The organism is Rhizobium sp. CNPSo 3670, from assembly GCF_057784555.1.
This window is the reverse complement of sequence record NZ_JBXSOL010000003.1, coordinates 66,879-83,223: the sequence shown is the minus strand read 5'-3', so window position 1 is coordinate 83,223 and position 16,345 is coordinate 66,879. Positions and strand designations below refer to the sequence as shown.

General features: G+C 62.5%; 16 protein-coding genes. 9 read left to right on the top strand and 7 right to left on the bottom strand.

What is annotated here, in order from left to right; all coding sequences use genetic code 11:
* Genes AC13QO_RS03610 through AC13QO_RS03585 form a run of 6 tightly spaced genes read left to right on the top strand, consistent with a single transcriptional unit; the run spans position 1 to position 5,724 of the window.
* Positions 1–756 (top strand): ABC transporter ATP-binding protein, encoded by a 756-nt coding sequence (locus AC13QO_RS03610; protein ID WP_488539939.1) that lies wholly within the window; start codon positions 1–3, stop codon positions 754–756.
* Positions 753–1,481: an ABC transporter ATP-binding protein gene (locus AC13QO_RS03605; RefSeq protein ID WP_085777647.1), complete on the top strand. Its 729-nt coding sequence runs from the start codon at positions 753–755 to the stop codon at positions 1,479–1,481. Before AC13QO_RS03610 ends, AC13QO_RS03605 begins: the two co-directional genes overlap by 4 nt.
* Positions 1,478–2,410 (top strand): branched-chain amino acid ABC transporter permease, encoded by a 933-nt coding sequence (locus tag AC13QO_RS03600; RefSeq protein ID WP_488539938.1) that lies wholly within the window; start codon positions 1,478–1,480, stop codon positions 2,408–2,410. Before AC13QO_RS03605 ends, AC13QO_RS03600 begins: the two co-directional genes overlap by 4 nt.
* Positions 2,407–3,432, top strand: coding sequence for a branched-chain amino acid ABC transporter permease (locus AC13QO_RS03595; RefSeq protein WP_085777645.1), 1,026 nt, complete (start codon positions 2,407–2,409; stop codon positions 3,430–3,432). The genes AC13QO_RS03600 and AC13QO_RS03595 overlap by 4 nt, the downstream gene beginning before the upstream one ends.
* Before the next feature lie 40 nt (positions 3,433–3,472).
* Complete coding sequence (locus AC13QO_RS03590; protein WP_085777644.1) at positions 3,473–4,258, top strand: coniferyl-alcohol dehydrogenase; 786 nt, start codon at positions 3,473–3,475, stop codon at positions 4,256–4,258.
* Between the two features lie 20 nt (positions 4,259–4,278).
* Positions 4,279–5,724, top strand: a complete 1,446-nt coding sequence (locus AC13QO_RS03585; protein WP_488539937.1) for an aldehyde dehydrogenase — start codon at positions 4,279–4,281, stop codon at positions 5,722–5,724.
* A 170-nt stretch (positions 5,725–5,894) separates the two neighbouring features.
* Here the strand turns inward: AC13QO_RS03585 and gmk are convergent, their stop codons facing one another.
* From gmk to fabD, 7 genes are all read right to left on the bottom strand, one after another.
* Positions 5,895–6,557 (bottom strand): guanylate kinase, encoded by a 663-nt coding sequence (gene gmk / locus AC13QO_RS03580; protein WP_064810043.1) that lies wholly within the window; start codon positions 6,555–6,557, stop codon positions 5,895–5,897.
* A gap of 3 nt (positions 6,558–6,560) precedes the next feature.
* Positions 6,561–7,448 (bottom strand): YicC/YloC family endoribonuclease, encoded by an 888-nt coding sequence (locus AC13QO_RS03575; protein ID WP_488539936.1) that lies wholly within the window; start codon positions 7,446–7,448, stop codon positions 6,561–6,563.
* 18 nt (positions 7,449–7,466) lie between these two features.
* A complete protein-coding gene (mltG, locus tag AC13QO_RS03570) occupies positions 7,467–8,684 on the bottom strand; it encodes an endolytic transglycosylase MltG (protein ID WP_085780029.1) in 1,218 nt (405 codons plus the stop codon).
* A 132-nt stretch (positions 8,685–8,816) separates the two neighbouring features.
* Positions 8,817–10,079 carry a beta-ketoacyl-ACP synthase II gene (gene fabF, locus AC13QO_RS03565; protein ID WP_488539935.1) on the bottom strand — a complete coding sequence of 421 codons (1,263 nt, stop codon included), beginning with the start codon at positions 10,077–10,079 and terminating at the stop codon, positions 8,817–8,819.
* 93 nt (positions 10,080–10,172) lie between these two features.
* A complete protein-coding gene (locus AC13QO_RS03560; RefSeq protein WP_003547058.1) occupies positions 10,173–10,409 on the bottom strand; it encodes an acyl carrier protein in 237 nt (78 codons plus the stop codon).
* A gap of 287 nt (positions 10,410–10,696) precedes the next feature.
* Positions 10,697–11,434: a 3-oxoacyl-[acyl-carrier-protein] reductase gene (gene fabG / locus AC13QO_RS03555; protein ID WP_488539934.1), complete on the bottom strand. Its 738-nt coding sequence runs from the start codon at positions 11,432–11,434 to the stop codon at positions 10,697–10,699.
* Positions 11,435–11,464: 30 nt separating this feature from the next.
* Complete coding sequence (gene fabD, locus AC13QO_RS03550) at positions 11,465–12,409, bottom strand: ACP S-malonyltransferase (protein ID WP_488539933.1); 945 nt, start codon at positions 12,407–12,409, stop codon at positions 11,465–11,467.
* Positions 12,410–12,610: 201 nt separating this feature from the next.
* Between fabD and AC13QO_RS03545 the strand changes: the two genes are divergently transcribed.
* The 3 genes from AC13QO_RS03545 (at position 12,611) to rpsF (ending at position 16,337) form a co-directional block, all read left to right on the top strand.
* The gene (locus AC13QO_RS03545; protein WP_488539932.1) at positions 12,611–13,654 is read left to right on the top strand and encodes an aldo/keto reductase; all 1,044 of its coding nucleotides are present in this window, start codon (positions 12,611–12,613) and stop codon (positions 13,652–13,654) included.
* A 192-nt stretch (positions 13,655–13,846) separates the two neighbouring features.
* Positions 13,847–15,622 (top strand): adenylate/guanylate cyclase domain-containing protein, encoded by a 1,776-nt coding sequence (locus AC13QO_RS03540; RefSeq protein WP_488539931.1) that lies wholly within the window; start codon positions 13,847–13,849, stop codon positions 15,620–15,622.
* Between the two features lie 256 nt (positions 15,623–15,878).
* Positions 15,879–16,337, top strand: coding sequence for a 30S ribosomal protein S6 (rpsF, locus tag AC13QO_RS03535; protein WP_085777636.1), 459 nt, complete (start codon positions 15,879–15,881; stop codon positions 16,335–16,337).
* The last annotated feature ends 8 nt before the right edge of the window (positions 16,338–16,345 follow it).

Sequence of the window (16,345 nt, the reverse complement as noted above, 5' to 3'; positions counted from 1 at the left end):
GTGCAGAGGCAAGAAGCGCAAAGACGGCCCGGGGACGCTTTTCTCTCGGCCAGGGGGATCCACAAGCGGTTCGGCGCGCTTGTGGTGCTGGAGAATCTCGATTTCTCCATGGGCGATGGCGAGGCGGTCGGTATCGTCGGGCCGAACGGCGCGGGCAAGACGTCTCTGCTCAGCGTGCTCGCCGGCGCCTACCCGCCGAGCGCGGGAAGCATCATCTTCGATGGCGCCGACGTCACCAGCCGGTCGGCGGCGGAACGCTGCCGCTCCGGCCTCGTGCGGACGCATCAGATCCCCAAACCCTTCAACGGCATGACGACCTTCGAAAATGTCTTCGTCGCCGCCTCGCACGGCAATGCGGCAAGCCGCGACGAGGCCTATGAGCGGGTGGTGGATTCACTGTCGCTCTGCGGCATGCTCGGGGTCGCCAACCGCCAGGCCGACACGCTCGGCCTGCTCGATCGCAAACGGCTGGAACTTGCCCGTGCGCTCGCCACCCAGCCGCGGCTGCTGCTGCTCGACGAAATCGGCGGCGGACTGACCGATGGCGAAGCGAGCGAACTCGTCGAAGCCATCCTGGAATTGCGCCGCCGCGGCATAGGCATCGTCTGGATCGAGCATATCGTTCATATCCTGCTGCAGGTAGCCGAACGGCTGATCTGCATGGATGCCGGCCGGATCATCGCCGATGGCGAACCGAAGACTGTCATGAGCGATGCGGAAGTGGTCAAGGCCTATCTTGGAGGGACGCCCGCATGAGCCTTCTTTCCATTGAGAATCTCGACGTCCGGCACGGCCTGCTGCAGGCGGTGCGCGGGGTCAGTTTCGATATCGCCAAGGGCGAGGTGCTGGCGCTGGTCGGCGCGAACGGCGCCGGCAAGACGACGCTGCTCCGATCGATCGCCGGCGCCCATCTGCCCTCCTCCGGCCGAGTCCTTCTCGGTGATGAAGACCTGGCTGCCGTCCCGTCCCACAAGCGGATCGCCAAGGGCATCGCCCTGGTGCCGGAAGGCCGGCGCCTGTTTTCGCAGATGACGGTGGAAGAGAACCTGCTTCTCGGCAAGAGCTGCGGGCGCAAGGGCGAGTGGAGCATCGACCGCATTCTCGACGCCTTTCCGAACCTGAAAACCCGCCGTCACGCGAAGACCGGGCACCTCTCCGGCGGGGAGCAGCAGGCGACCGCCATCGGCCGGGCGCTGATGAGCAATCCCGATATTCTTCTCCTGGACGAGGTCTCGCTCGGGCTTTCGCCCCTGGTCGTCGACCGCGTCTATGCCCAGCTGCAGGCGCTGCTGACTTCGGGAACGACCATCGTGCTGGTCGAGCAGGATCTCGGCCGCGCCATGAGCGTCGCCAGCCGCGTCATCTGCATGCTGGAAGGCCGCATTGTCCTCGACCGGCCGGCAGCCGCCGTCACCCGCGACGAGGTCACCAAAGCCTATTTCGGATTGCACCGGGCATCAGGCGAAAGGAGCGCATCATGATCAACACCCTGATCCAGGGCCTCCTGCTCGGCGGTTATTACGCCGTCATCGCCTGTGGCCTGTCCTTCATGTTTTCGGTCATGCGGATCATCAATCTCGCGCATGGCAGCCTGGCCGTCGCGGCCGCTTACGGCCTGTGGCTGCTTGCTGCCAAAGCCGGCATTCCGCCCTTCGCCGGCCTTTTGATCGTGCTGCCCGTCATGGCGGTGATCGGCTGGCTGCTGCAGCGCTACATTCTCGAACGCAGCGCCCGCGGCGGCACGCTGCTGCCGATTCTCACGACCTTCGGCCTGTCGATCGTCATCGACAATCTGCTTTTCGAACAGTTCGGCGCCGACACCCGGTCGCTCGCGCCCTTCATCGGCAACCTCTCCTATGCATCCTGGCAGCTGCCGGGCCACATCTTCGTCGGCAAGCTTGCCGTGATGATGATGGTGACGGCGATCCTCATTCTCGGCGGGTTGCAATTCTTCCTCAGCCGCTTTGCATTGGGCCGCGCCATCCGCGCCACGGCAGAAGATCCGGACACGGCAGGGCTCGTCGGCATCGATGCGCGTAGGGTGAACGCGGTCGCCACCGCCATCACCATGGTCACGATCGGGATTGCCGGCGCCTTTCTCGGCATGCGTGCGACCTTCAGCCCCTATGCGGGCGGCCCGCAGCTTCTCTTTGCCTTCGAGGCCGCGGTCATCGGCGGAGCGGGATCGCTCTGGGGCACGCTTGCCGGCGGCATCGTTCTCGGCCTTGCCCAGTCGCTCGGCGCGCAATTGCATCCGCAGGGCTTTCTGATCGGCGGCCATGCCGTGTTCCTGCTGGTGCTTTTCATCCGGCTGTCCCGATCCCGCCTGCCGGTTCTCGACAAGATCGGAGCGCTTCTGAAACCCAGCGCGCTCCTCAACCTTCGCGCACGCCATCGGAGCCCGACATGACATTCGTCTCCAACGGAATATCGATCGAGCGCTGGACGACCTCGTCGCGGCTGGCGCTCGGCTCCATCGCCGCGGTGTTTGCCCTGCTGATCCTCGCCCCGGCCGTGCTCGGCGCCGGTGCGATCGACCGGATGACCGCCCTGTTCATCTATGTGATCCTGGCCGCCATGTGGAATGCGCTCGCCGGTTTCGGCGGGCTGGTGTCGGTCGGCCAGCAGGTGTTCTTCGGTCTCGGCGCCTATTTCACCATTCGGCTCGCCGATGCGGGGCTCGATCCCTTCGTCTCGGTCTTTGCCGCGGCGATCGTGACCGGCGCACTGTCGATCCCGCTTTCGCTGTTCATGCTGCGGCTGAAGGGCGGCGAGTTTGCGATCGGCATGTGGGTCGTGGCCGAACTCGCCCATCTGCTGGTCAATCTCGACCGGCTGATCCAGGGAGAAACGGGAACCTCGCTGATTTCGCTCAACGTCTATGACAGCGGCACGCGGCGGGCGGCAATCTATTGGCTCGCCCTGGCCTCCACGGTGGCCCTGCTCGGCTCGCTCTTCATGCTGATGCGCAGCCGCGCCGGTGCGGCGATGCAGGCGATCCGCGACAATGAAGAGGCGGCGACCTCGGTTGGCGTGCGGGTGACGGCCACCAAGCGGCTGCTCTTCGTGCTCGCCGCCTTCGGCATCGCCGTCGCCGGTGGCCTGTGGCTGGCGACCGCCACGACCTTCCAGCCGAAGACCTATTTCAGCGTCCAGTGGACGGCCTACATGATCTTCATGGTGCTGGTCGGCGGGATCGGCAAGTTCGAAGGCGCCATCCTCGGGGCCATCCTGTTCTTCGTCATCGAGACCTTCTTCGGCAGTGCCGGCGTCTGGTACCTGATCGGGCTTGGGGCCACCGCGCTGATCTTCTCGCTCTACCTGCCGCGCGGCCTCTGGGGAGGAATCGAGCGTCGCTTCGACTTCCAGCTTCTGCCCGTCGGCTACCGGCTGAAACTGCCCGGCCCGTCCAAAATCAAATGGGAAGAATGAACCGGCCTGCTTCCTGGTTTTCTTGCGAAAGGAGAAATCCATGCTTTTTGGTAAAACAATCCTGGTGACCGGCGTGGCCTCCGGCATCGGCGCCCGGACCGCGGAACTGGCCGGCCAGATGGGCGCCGAGGTCATCGGCGTCGATGTGCGCGAACCGGCAAATGGAAATGCCGCCTTCATCAAGGGCGATCTATCCACGCCATCGGGCGTTGCCGAAATCGTCGCGCAGCTGCCGGCGCGCCTTGATGCCCTCGCCAATGTCGCCGGCCTTTCCGGCAGCACCGGCGTCGTCTCGACGCTCGCCGTCAATTTCTACGGGCTGCGTGCCTTGTCGGAAGTCGTGGCACCCCGCCTGCGCGAAGGCGGCGCCATCGTCAACGTCGCCTCGATCGCCGGTTACGGCTGGCGGGCCAATCTCGAGCGGGCCAAATTGCTGACCTCGATCGAAGGCTTTCCGGATGTCGCGGCCGTTGTCGCCGAACACGGCCTCAAGGACGAGCAAGGTTATCCGCTCTCCAAGGAACTGCTGCTGCTCTGGACCATGCGCGCGGCCCACCAACCCTTGTTCAAGAACCGCGGCATCCGCGTCAATGCGGTGAGCCCCGGGCCGGTGGAAACACCCATCCTCAAGCAGTTCCGCGCCGTGCTCGGCGACGCCAGGGTCGACAGCGATATCACCCGCGTCGGCCGTGCCGGCACATCAGCCGATATCGCGCCCGCCGTGCTCTTCCTCTGCTCGGATGGCGCACGCTGGATCAACGGCGCCAATCTTGCCGCCGACGGCGGCCTCGAAGCCTCCATCAACGCCGACGTCCTCGGCTTCTAATCATTTCCAGGAGACCCACGATGAATATTTCCCTACTGATAGACGGCGCAGACCGGACAGCCTCCGGCGGCCGGACCTATGACCGCATCGATCCCTTCACGGAGAAGCTTGCGAGCCGCGCCGCCGCTGCAAGCCTGGAGGATGTTGCCGCCGCCGTCGGCGCCGCCTCGGCTGCCTTCGGCGCGTGGTCGAAGACCGGACCCGGCCAGCGCCGCGCCATCCTGATGAAGGCCGCCGATATCATGGATTCCAAAGTGGTTGAGTTTACCCGGCTGATGATCGAGGAGACCGGCGCTACCGCGCCCTGGGCCGGCTTCAACGTCATGCTCGCTGCCAACATCCTGCGCGAGGCGGGCGCCATGACGACGCAGATTTCAGGCGAAATCATCCCTTCCGACAAGCCCGGATCGCTTTCCATGGGCGTTCGCCAGGCGGCCGGCGTGTGCCTGGCGATCGCGCCCTGGAATGCACCCGTCATCCTCGCCACCCGCGCCATCGCAATGCCGATCGCCTGCGGCAACACTGTTATCCTCAAGGCATCCGAACAATGCCCGGGCACGCACCGGCTGATCGCTACGGCGCTGACCGAAGCGGGGCTGCCGGCGGGCGTCATCAATGTTCTCACCAATGCGCCGGAGGATGCGCCGGAGATCGTCGCAGCACTCATCGCCCATCCGGCCGTCAGGCGCGTCAATTTCACCGGCTCGACCAAGGTCGGCAGGATCATCGCCGAGACCTGTGGCAAATATCTCAAGCCTGCTCTGCTCGAGCTCGGCGGCAAGGCACCGCTCGTCGTTCTCGACGACGCCGACATCGACGGCGCCGTCAATGCCGCGATTTTCGGCGCCTTCATGCATCAGGGCCAGATCTGCATGTCGACGGAGCGGATCATCGTCGACACGGCGATCGCCGATCAGTTCGTGGCTAAACTGGCCGCCCGCGCCAGCCAGTTGCCGGCCGGTGACCCGCGCGGTCATGTCGTTCTCGGCTCGCTGATCAGCCTCGATGCCGCCAGGAAGATGGAGGAGCTGATCACTGATGCCACCGCCAAGGGCGCAAAACTCGTGGCCGGCGGCAAGCGCTCCGGCACCGTGGTCGAGGCGACGCTGCTCGATCACGTCACCCCTGACATGCGCGTCTATTCGGAAGAATCCTTCGGCCCGGTCAAGCCGATTATTCGCGTCTCCGGCGAGGAGGAAGCTATCCGCGTTGCCAACGATACCGAATACGGCCTGTCATCCGCCGTCTTCAGCCGCAACATCCAGCGGGCGATGGCGGTTGCGGCGCGCATCGAATCCGGCATCTGCCACGTCAACGGCCCGACGCTGCACGACGAGGCGCAAATGCCCTTCGGCGGCGTCAAAGGTAGTGGCTACGGCCGCTTCGGCGGCAAGGCAGCGATTGCCGAATTCACCGACCTGCGCTGGATCACGGTGGAGGATTCTGCCCAGCACTATCCCTTCTGAGAGGTCGGGCAGCGCCGGCGAAATTTCCGAGGGGGCGAGCGCCATTACAATGCCGTGGTGGGTGACCTGGCGCGGTGCTGTCTCAAACCTGACGTCAGCGAATTCCCAGTGTCGGAATGGCTGTCACTGGCGAGCGCCGCATCAGGGCACGAATCCACGCAATCAGCTCGCTAGAGCGACGGCGTCTCTTCCAGCAGCTCTCGGACGAAATCGAACATGCCGTGGCGGCGGTCGCGGCGCAGGCGTTCGGCCTTGACGATCGACTGGACGGCGTCGAAGGCGGTGTTGAGATCGTCATTGACGATGACATAATCATATTCGCGCCAGTGGGCGATCTCGGCGCGGCTGTTGGCCAGACGCGTCTGAATCACCTCCTCGGAATCCTCGGCACGGCGATGCAGCCGCGACTGGAGCTCCGTCATGGTCGGCGGCAGCACGAAGATCGAGACGACGTCGGCCGACATCTTCTCCTGCAACTGCTGGGCGCCCTGCCAATCGATATCGAAGAGCATGTCGCGGCCTTCGGCCATGGCCTGCTCGACCGGCTCGCGCGGCGTGCCGTAGAAATTGCCATGCACTTCGGCCCATTCGAGCAGCGCGTCGCTATCGCGCAACCGCTCGAACTCGCGCACACTCTTGAAATGGTAATGCACGCCTTCGACTTCGCTCGGGCGGCGCTGGCGCGTGGTGACGCTGACGGAGAGGCCGATATGCTTGTCGGTCTCCAGAAGCGTGCGCGCAATCGTGGACTTGCCGGCGCCCGACGGCGACGAAATGACAAGCATCAGACCGCGGCGGGCGATCTGCACGGGCGAGGATTTCGCCGGTTTCATGTCCTACTCCAAATTCTGGACCTGCTCGCGGAACTGGTCGATCACGACTTTCAGCTCGATGCCGGCGGCGGTGACCGCCGAGGCATTGGACTTCGAGCAGATGGTATTCGATTCGCGGTTAAATTCCTGTGCAAGGAAGTCCAGCCGGCGCCCGGCAGGCCCGCCTTTCGCCAGGAGATCGCGCGCGGCGGCGATATGCGCCTTCAGACGATCGATTTCTTCGCGCAGATCCGCCTTGGTCGCCAACAAAGCGGCCTCCGCGTGCAGCCTGTCACGGTCGAGGGCGGCCATGCCGTCCATCAGCAAGGCAACCTGTGCCGCAAGCCGGGCCGCGATCTCCGCCGGCGAACGTGAGGGATCCATCTCGATCGTCCGCGTCAGGCTCTCGATCGTCGCGACATGATCGAGAAGGATGCGGGAAAGCGCCGCGCCTTCCTGTGCGCGCATTGCCTTGAGATCGGCAAGCGCGGCGAGCAGCCCAGCGCTAATATCTGCATCACGGGCGGCAAGCGCCTCCTCGCCATCCTCGCCTTCACGGAACTCCAAGATGCCGCGCACGAGAAGCAGCGTATCGAGCTTCAAAGGCGCCGGATCGATCACATCAACCAGTTGTTCGCGCATGGCGAGCACGGCAGCGAGCGCCTCTTTGTTCAAAACTGCCTCGAAACGGTTCTCGTCGGCGGTGACCGAGAGCGATGCCTGCAGGTTGCCGCGGCTGAAGGTTTCGCCGGCAAGGCGGCGGACCTCCGCCTCCATGCGTTCGAGACCGGGCGGCAGGCGCAGGCGCAGGTCGAAACCCTTGCCGTTGACCGAGCGCAGTTCCCACGCCCAACGCCAGCGGCCGCTCGTTCCCTCGCGCCGCGCAAAACCGGTCATCGACTGCAAAGCCATGCGAGCCTCCCGAAACTGTCAGTTGATCTTCTTTTTCTTCGGCGGCACGACGGTCGCGCCGTTTTCGCCCGGCTGCTCTTCCGGCTGGCCGTCGACGGCGATATTCGGGTCCGAACCCTTGTCGGCCTCGAGCTTGCGCCAGCGCTTGACGTTGGCATTGTGCTCCTCGAGCGTAGCGGCAAAGACGTGGCCGCCGGTGCCGTCGGCGACGAAATAGAGATCCTGGGTTTTCCAAGGGTTGGCGACGGCTTCCAGCGCATCCTTGCCGGGATTGGCGATCGGCGTCGGCGGCAGGCCCTTGATGACATAGGTATTGTAAGGCGTGTCCCGTTTCAGATCCGATTGGTAGATCGGCCGGTCGGCCGGTTTTCCCTCGCCACCGAACAGCCCATAGATGATCGTTGGATCGGACTGCAGGCGCATGCCCTTGCCAAGCCGGTTCAGGAACACCGAAGCGACATGGGCACGTTCGTCGGGAATGCCGGTCTCCTTTTCGACGATCGAAGCGAGCGTCACGAATTCTTCTTTGGATCGGAGCGGCAACGAAGCGTCGCGCTTATCCCAGATCTGATCGACCAGCTTCTGCTGTGCAGCCGCCATCTGTTCGATGATTTCCGAGCGCTTGGTGCCGCGCGAGAATTTGTAGGTGTCCGGACGCAGGCTGCCTTCGGCCGGCAATGCGGCCGGCAGATCGCCTTCCAGCACCGGATCCTGCAGCATGCGGTCGAACATTTGGCGGACCGTCAGGCCTTCAGGAAAGGACACCGAATAGAGAATGGACTTGCCCGATTTCAGCAGCTCCATGATATCGCTCATGGAAGCTCTCGCCTTGATCTCATATTCGCCGGCCTTCAAGCTCTCGCCGGCGGAAAGATGCGTCGCGGTCAGATAACGGAAGATACGGGCGTCGGAGATGATCGCGTTGCGCTCGAGATTCGAGGCGATTTCGGCGAGACCCGCGCCGTTGCGGACGATGAAATTGGTGTTGGTTTGCAGCGGGCCCGGGCTCTGATAGGTCGAGGTCGCGTAGTAGAAGCCGATGACGGCGAGGACGCAGACCAGCACAGTCATCGTCATGATGAAGTTCAGGAAAAGGACGATCTGGCTGCGAGCGTTCTTGGAGCGTTTCGGCGGCTCGGGAACACGTTCCGGACGCAGGGCTTCGCTCGGCGACTTCGGAATGATCGGTCCCTTCTGCGCCTGGGTATCGTTGCTCTGGTTCGTCGTATCGCTCACCGGCAATCCTCTATAACTCGGCCGTCATTTCGCTATTTCGCGAAGCAATGCGGCAAAAAGCAGGTTCTGCCACCGTTCAACGAAGCCGCTGCCGGTCCCTGTGCTTTCACACGGCCTGCTACGACGGGACCCTTACTGTGCGTAGCGGCGCAGCACGAGCGATGCGTTCGTACCGCCGAATCCGAACGAGTTGGACAGCGCCACATTGATTTCTCGCTCACGAGCCTTGTGCGGAACAAGATCGATCGCCGTCTCGCGTTCGGGATTGTCGAGATTGAGCGTCGGCGGCGCGATATTGTCACGGATTGCAAGTGTCGCGAAGATCGCCTCGATCGCGCCGGCAGCACCGAGAAGGTGTCCCGTCGCCGACTTGGTGGAGGACATGGAGATCTTTGATGCCGCGTTGCCGACCAGGCGCTCGACCGCCCCGAGCTCGATCGTGTCGGCCATAGTCGAAGTACCGTGGGCGTTGATGTAATCGATATCGGCCGGCGTCAGTCCGGCGCGCTTCAGCGCCGTCGCCATGCAGCGGCCGGCACCCTCGCCGTCTTCGGAAGGCGCGGTAATATGATAGGCGTCGCCCGACAGGCCATAGCCGACGATCTCGGCGTAGATCTTGGCGCCGCGCGCCTTGGCATGCTCCAGCTCTTCGAGCACGACAATGCCGGCACCCTCGCCCATGACGAATCCGTCACGATCACGGTCATAGGGGCGCGAAGCCTTCTGCGGATCGTCATTGTGCTGGGTCGACAGCGCCTTGCAGGCGGCAAATCCAGCCAGCGAAATACGGCTGACGGGAGATTCCGTGCCGCCGGCGACCATGACATCGGCGTCACCAAGCGCGATCAGCCGCGCGGCATCGCCGATCGCATGCGCACCTGTCGAGCAGGCGGTGACGACCGAATGATTGGGTCCGCGCAGCTTGTGACGGATGGAAACCTGACCGGAGACGAGATTGATCAGGCGCCCCGGAATGAAGAAGGGGGAGATGCGGCGCGGGCCCTTGTCGCGCAGGGTGTAACCTGCCTCGACGATGCCTTCGATGCCGCCGATGCCGGAGCCGATCAAAACGCCGGTGGCAATCTGATCCTCATCCGTCTCGGGATGCCAGCCGGCATCGGCAAGCGCCATATCGGCGGCGGCCATGCCGAAGATGATGAAGGGATCGACCTTGCGCTGTTCTTTCGGCTCCATCCACTGATCGGCATTGAAGGTGCCGTCGGTACCGTCACCGATCGGGATACGGCAGGCGATCTTGGCGGGAAGGTCGTCGACTTCGAATTCGGTGACCAGACGGGCGCCGTTCTGGCCGGCAAGCAGCCGCGACCACGTCACCTCAGTTCCGCATCCCAAGGGTGATACCATGCCGGTACCGGTGATGACGACACGTCTCATCGCGTGCTTTCCCCCGTCTCTTATGTTCTATGGAGAAATATGCCGAAAAGAAAAGGGCGGACTCCAGGCCCGCCCTTTCTCAAATATATAGGATCAGGCCTGGGCCTTCTCAATAAATTTCACCGCATCGCCGACCGTCAGGATCGAGTCGGCAGCATCGTCGGGGATTTCAACGCCGAATTCTTCTTCGAAAGCCATGACAAGTTCGACCGTGTCGAGCGAGTCAGCGCCCAGATCGTCGATAAAGCTGGCGCTCTCGACGACCTTGTCGGCATCCACGCCAAGATGATCAATAACAATTTTCTTTACGCGTTCTGCGATATCGCTCATGTCGGTTTCCTCGACCTTATGTCCTGATCGGAGTGCCGTTGCGGCACCCTTACCCTGTTTCAGCCTGCGATGTTTTCAGACATCCTCGGCAAACTCGTTTACCCGGCTTCAGAGATGTCCCAGGCTTGCGAAAAGCCCGCCGGTCCGTCTGCTTTCTCGGGACGACTGTTCACAGTCATTGGCCCGCTTAACATGGTTTAAGTCTGCCGCAAAGCCAGAAAATCAACGCTTCGTGATTGCTCAACATGCTATTGCGGGAAATATCTCCGTGCCGACAGTTTGTCGTTTCAGATCATCGCCATGCCGCCGTTTACGTGCAGCGTCTGGCCGGTCATGTAGGCGGCTTCGGAGGATGCAAGGTAAGCAACAGCCGAAGCGACCTCGCCGCCCGTGCCCATGCGCTTCATCGGGATCGCCCCCATGATCGCTTCCTTCTGCTTGTCGTTCAGCTTGCCGGTCATGGCGCTTTCGATGAAGCCGGGCGCGACGCAGTTGACCGTCACGTTACGGGTGGCAATTTCCTGCGCCAAGGACTTGGTGAAGCCGATCATGCCGGCCTTGGAGGCGCAGTAGTTGGCCTGCCCCGGATTGCCGGTGACGCCGACGACGGAGGTGATGTTGATGATACGGCCATAGCGGCGGCGCATCATCGGATGCGTTAACTCGCGCGTCAGGCGGAAGGTCGCCGTCAGATTGAGCTCGAGGACCGCATCCCAGTCCTCGTCGCTCATGCGCACGAACAGGCCGTCCTTGGTGATGCCGGCATTGTTGACGAGAATATCGACACCCTCGAGATCGGCCTCGGCCTTCTGGCCGAGCGCCTTGACCTCGTCACGGTCCGACAAGTTGGCCGGAAAGATCTTGACGCGCTCGCCGAGCTCGGCCGCCAGCGTTTCCAGCTTCTCGACACGGGTGCCGTGCAGACCGACGATGGCGCCCTGCTTATGAAGAAGGCGGGCGATTTCCTCGCCGATACCACCCGATGCGCCGGTGACGAGAGCCTTGCGGCCGGAAAGGTCGAACATGGGAAGGTTCCTTATATCTGGAGATATCAATCAGGCCACGAGGGCGGCGACGGTCGCGTCGATATCCGAAGGACCATTGACCGAGACGCCGTTGATCGTCTTATCGATGCGGCGGGCAAGGCCGGTCAGCACTTTGCCGGAACCAAGCTCGTAAAGCGTCGTGACGCCGTTTGCCGCAAACCATTCCACCGTCTCGCGCCAGCGGACCTGACCTGTCACCTGCTCGACCAGGAGGCTGGCGATCTCGTCGGCGCCGGTCACTGGCGCCGCGCGGACATTGGCGATCAGGGGCACGGCGGGAGCGGACTTGGCAACCGTTGCCAACGCCGCGCGCATGGCCTCGGCCGCAGGCGCCATCAGCTTGGAATGGAAAGGAGCGGAGACCGGCAGCAGGATGGCGCGCTTGGCGCCCTTGTCGGTCGCAAGGCCGGCGGCCTTTTCGACGGCTGCCTTCTCGCCCGAGATGACGATCTGGCCGCCGCCATTGTCGTTGGCGATCTGGCAGGCGCCGGTAGCGGCGGCCTCCTCGCAAACGGCAACGACGTCGGCATGTTCGAGGCCGATGATCGCGGCCATGGCGCCGACGCCGACAGGGACGGCCGCCTGCATGGCATTGCCGCGAATACGCAGCAGCCGCGCCGTATCCGCGAGCGAAAAGGTGCCGGCGGCGCAAAGCGCCGAATATTCGCCAAGCGAGTGGCCGGCGACATAGGCGACCTTGGACTTAAGATCCACCCCCTTGGCCTGAAGAACACGGACGACGGCGATTGATACCGCCATCAGCGCCGGCTGGGCGTTCGCCGTCAAGGTCAACGTGTCCTCAGGACCGTTGAACATGACGTCGGAAAGCTTTTCACCAAGTGCCTCATCAACCTCTTCGAAAACGGCGCGGGCTTCGGCGAAATTCCCGGAGAGATCCTTGCCCATGCCGACGGCCTGGCTGCCCTGGCCGGGAAAAGTGAAAGCGATGGTCATGTTCATGTCCCTGACTATGCCCCTCAAGGCTGTTTTGCCTCCAATTGACATTCTTTCCGGCAGAGTCAAGTGGCGCTCCATTCTCCGCAAAGCCTTTCGCGCCCGCGCAAAAGCCCGGATTTTGCTCTTGCGCCCCGTTAAATCCAGCCTAGATTCACCCAGACCCTTCCAAGGCTTCCCTCTCTCTCCCAAGGTTTTTCCATGAAGTACAATTCCCTAGGCCGAACCGACATTACCGTTTCAGAAATCTGCCTTGGCACCATGACCTGGGGCTCGCAGAACAGCGAAGCCGACGCTCATGCGCAGATGGACTACGCCGTCGAGAAGGGCGTCAATTTCTTCGATACCGCCGAACTCTACCCGACCACGCCGGTTTCGCCCGAAACACAGGGCTGGACTGAAAACTATATCGGTAGCTGGTTCAGCAAGTCCGGCAAGCGCCGAAATATCGTGCTTGCGACCAAGGTCGCCGGCCGCGGCCGCGATTATCTGCGCGGCGGCGAAGGCGCGGACGCAAAGAACATCCGCCTGGCGCTCGAGGCCAGCCTGAAGCGGCTGAGGACCGATTACATCGACCTCTATCAGGTCCACTGGCCGAACCGCGGCCATTTCCACTTCCGCCAGAACTGGAGCTACAATCCCTTCACCCAGGATCGAGACCAGGCCGTCGCCAATATGCTCGAAATCCTGGAAACACTGGGCGCGCTGGTGAAGGAAGGGAAGATCCGGGCGATCGGCCTTTCCAACGAGACTACCTGGGGCATCCAGAAATATCTGACGCTCTCAGAACAGAAGGGCCTGCCGCGCGTTGCCAGCGTCCAGAACGAGTACAATCTGCTCTACCGCCATTTCGACCTCGACCCTGCCGAACTCTCGCATCACGAGGATGTCGGGCTGCTTGCCTATTCGCCGCTCGCCGGCGGCATCCTGACCGGCAAATATATCGATGGTCTGAGGCCGAAGGGTTCACGCGCGTCGATCAATCCTGATATTGGCGGCCGGTTGCAGCCCCTGCAGGAGCCGGCCACCAGGGCTTATCTGGCGCTCGCAGCCCAGTACGGCCTCAATCCGACAGTCATGGCGCTCGCCTTCTGCCGATCGAGGCCCTTCATGACGTCGGTCATCATCGGGGCGACGTCGATGGAGCAGCTCGATACTGACCTGAGTTCCGTCAATCTCAATCTGTCGATCGAGGTTTTGGCTGAAATCGAAAAGGTTCACCGCCAGTACCCGATGCCGATGTGAGGCAAACGGACAGCCCGCAATCGATGAGGCCATTCGCAGTCGGATTCCCTCGCGGTCGAGCGTACATCGCCTGGCCTCGCACCACGAACTGCAACGACGAGTTTACGCTCCGGAGGCAATTTCGCTTCTCCGTTCTCGGCATTTCAGCTAGATTTGTATAGCTCTGGCAGCGCCGCAGGAGCGCTCACCCCCGTGGAACGGAAGCTCGCAGTGATACTTGCCGGCGACGTTGCCGGTTACAGTCGCCTTGTTGCAGCCAACGAGGAAGACGCCCTTGCGACACTCAGTGTCTATGGCGCCACCATCGGTGATCTGGTGCGCGAGCATGGCGGGCGGATTTTCGGCAGCGCCGGAGATAGCATGGTCGCCGAATTCCACAGCGCAGTACAGGGCGTCCGTGCAGCCGTCGCGATCCAGCGCGCCCTCCATCGCCGAAATGCTGACCTGCCTGTGGATCGACGCATGGAGTTCCGCCTTGGGCTCAACCTTGGCGATGTCGTCGTCTCGGGAGACAACTTGCTTGGCGACGGCGTGAACGTCGCCGCCCGTCTTCAAGAAGTGGCGCTGCCTTCAGGTATCTGCATTTCCGGCGCTTTGCGTGAGCAGATCGAGGGCAAGCTGGACTTTCCGCTCGTGTCGATGGGCGATCGCACACTGAAAAACATTCCCCGTCCGGTGCCCGTGCATCGGGTTGACTGGAGCCGCGAGGACCCTATCGAGGCGGGGGTGCTCGGCGGGCCACTCAGACTGCCTGACAAACCCTCGATCGCCGTATTACCCTTCGTCAACATGTCCGATGACCCGGAGCAGGAGTACTTCGCCGATGGCTTGACCGAAGACATTATAACGGCGCTCTCGCTTTATCGCTGGTTTTTCGTCATCGCTCAGAACTCGTCCTTTGTGTTTAAAGGGCGCGCGGTTGATGTGAAGCAAATCGGGCGCGATCTCGGCGTGCGCTACATCGTAGAAGGCAGCGTGCGCAGGGCCGGGATGCGGGTTCGCGTCACAGGCCAGCTGATCGAGGCGGAAAGCGGCGTGCACCTCTGGGCACAACGCTACGACCGTGAGATCGCCGATATCTTCGCCATTCAAGACGAACTCACCCAAAACGTCGTCGGTGCCATAGAGCCTGAAATCCTTATCGGCGAGAGCCGCCGTGCGCTGCTGCGAACCACGGACAACCTCGACGCCTACGAGAGCCACATGCGCGGAACCTGGCTGCACAACGCACAGGATACGGCCGAACATTTCATCGAGGCCATCAACTGGCATCGGCGAGCCATCGAACTCGATCCCAGCTTTGCGCGCGCCCACATGATGTTGGCCCGCTCGCTCTACGCCCGCTGTCTTCGCGGCTTCAGCGACGACGTCGACAGGGACAGTACTGAACTTCGCGTCGAGGCAGAACGTGCTGTCGCGCTCGACCCGCGCGATCCCTACTCTCATTATGTTATGTGCCTCAGCCATTTTGCGGCCCATAACGCTCCAGCCGCGGTCGAGGCGTCCCAGCAGGCGATCGATCTCAACCCCAATTTTGCACTAGCGCATATGGCGCTCGGATGGGCTCGCATTTTCACCGGCCATTTCGCCGAAGCCTGCGACCCGCTCCACATGGCCCTGCGGCTCAGTCCGCATGACCCCTTTACCTTTCTCTTTTTCGACCGACTGGCTTTGTCTCACTACCATCTCGGCAATTACGAGGAGGCCGTTCACTATTCCGAACGCGGACTGTCGCTCCGTCGCGCTTATTTCAACCGACTCGTGCTCCTCGCGAGTCTAGGACAGCTCGATCGCCACGATGAAGCACGGCGACTAATACCGGAAATTCTAGCGCACGCACCGATGGACCTCGAACACTACTGGAAGTTCCTGACACCATATGTCGCCGCCAACCACTACGACCATTTCGTCGACGGTTTACGCAAAGCAGGACTATCTTTGTTGAACTCGCCGCGAGAACAATGCTGACTGCCCCTTGCGTTTCGCGCGAAAATCCGTATAAGCGCGCCTGTTCGTTAGCCCGGTCTTCTGGCTGGTGGCTGAACGGAGGGCCGGTTTCCTGTCTGGAAATCGTTCGGAACGGAAGCGTTCCAGCCTCCCGTGTCTCCGCTCTCGACCGTCTCGGAAACGCTTTTCTTGCCTGGGTCCGCCCAATCAGGAGCAGTCGTTGAGGCTTAGCCGCCGAATATCGGGTTGAACCAAACGCAAGAAAGGCAAAGCTGTCATGGCTCTTTATGAACATGTATTCCTTGCCCGGCAGGATATTTCCGCTCAGCAGGTCGATGCCCTCGTAGAACAGTACAAGGGTGTGATCGAAGCTAACGGCGGCAAGGTCGGGCGCATCGAAAACTGGGGCCTCAAGTCCCTCACCTATCGCATCAAGAAGAACCGCAAGGCGCATTACGCTCTGATGGACATCGATGCACCGGCAGCAGCGATCCAGGAAATGGAACGTCAGATGCGCATCAGCGAAGACGTTCTTCGCTACATGACCATCGCCGTCGAAAAGCACGAAGAAGGCCCATCTGCGATGCTGCAGAAGCGTGACCGCGACGACCGCGGCCCGCGCGAAGGCGGCGACCGCGGCCCGCGCCGCGAATTCGGCGACCGTCCGCCGCGCCGCGACGGCGAGTTCCAGCGCGCCCCTCGTCCGGACCGCGCTCCCCGCGAAGACCGTGCATAAGGAGATAT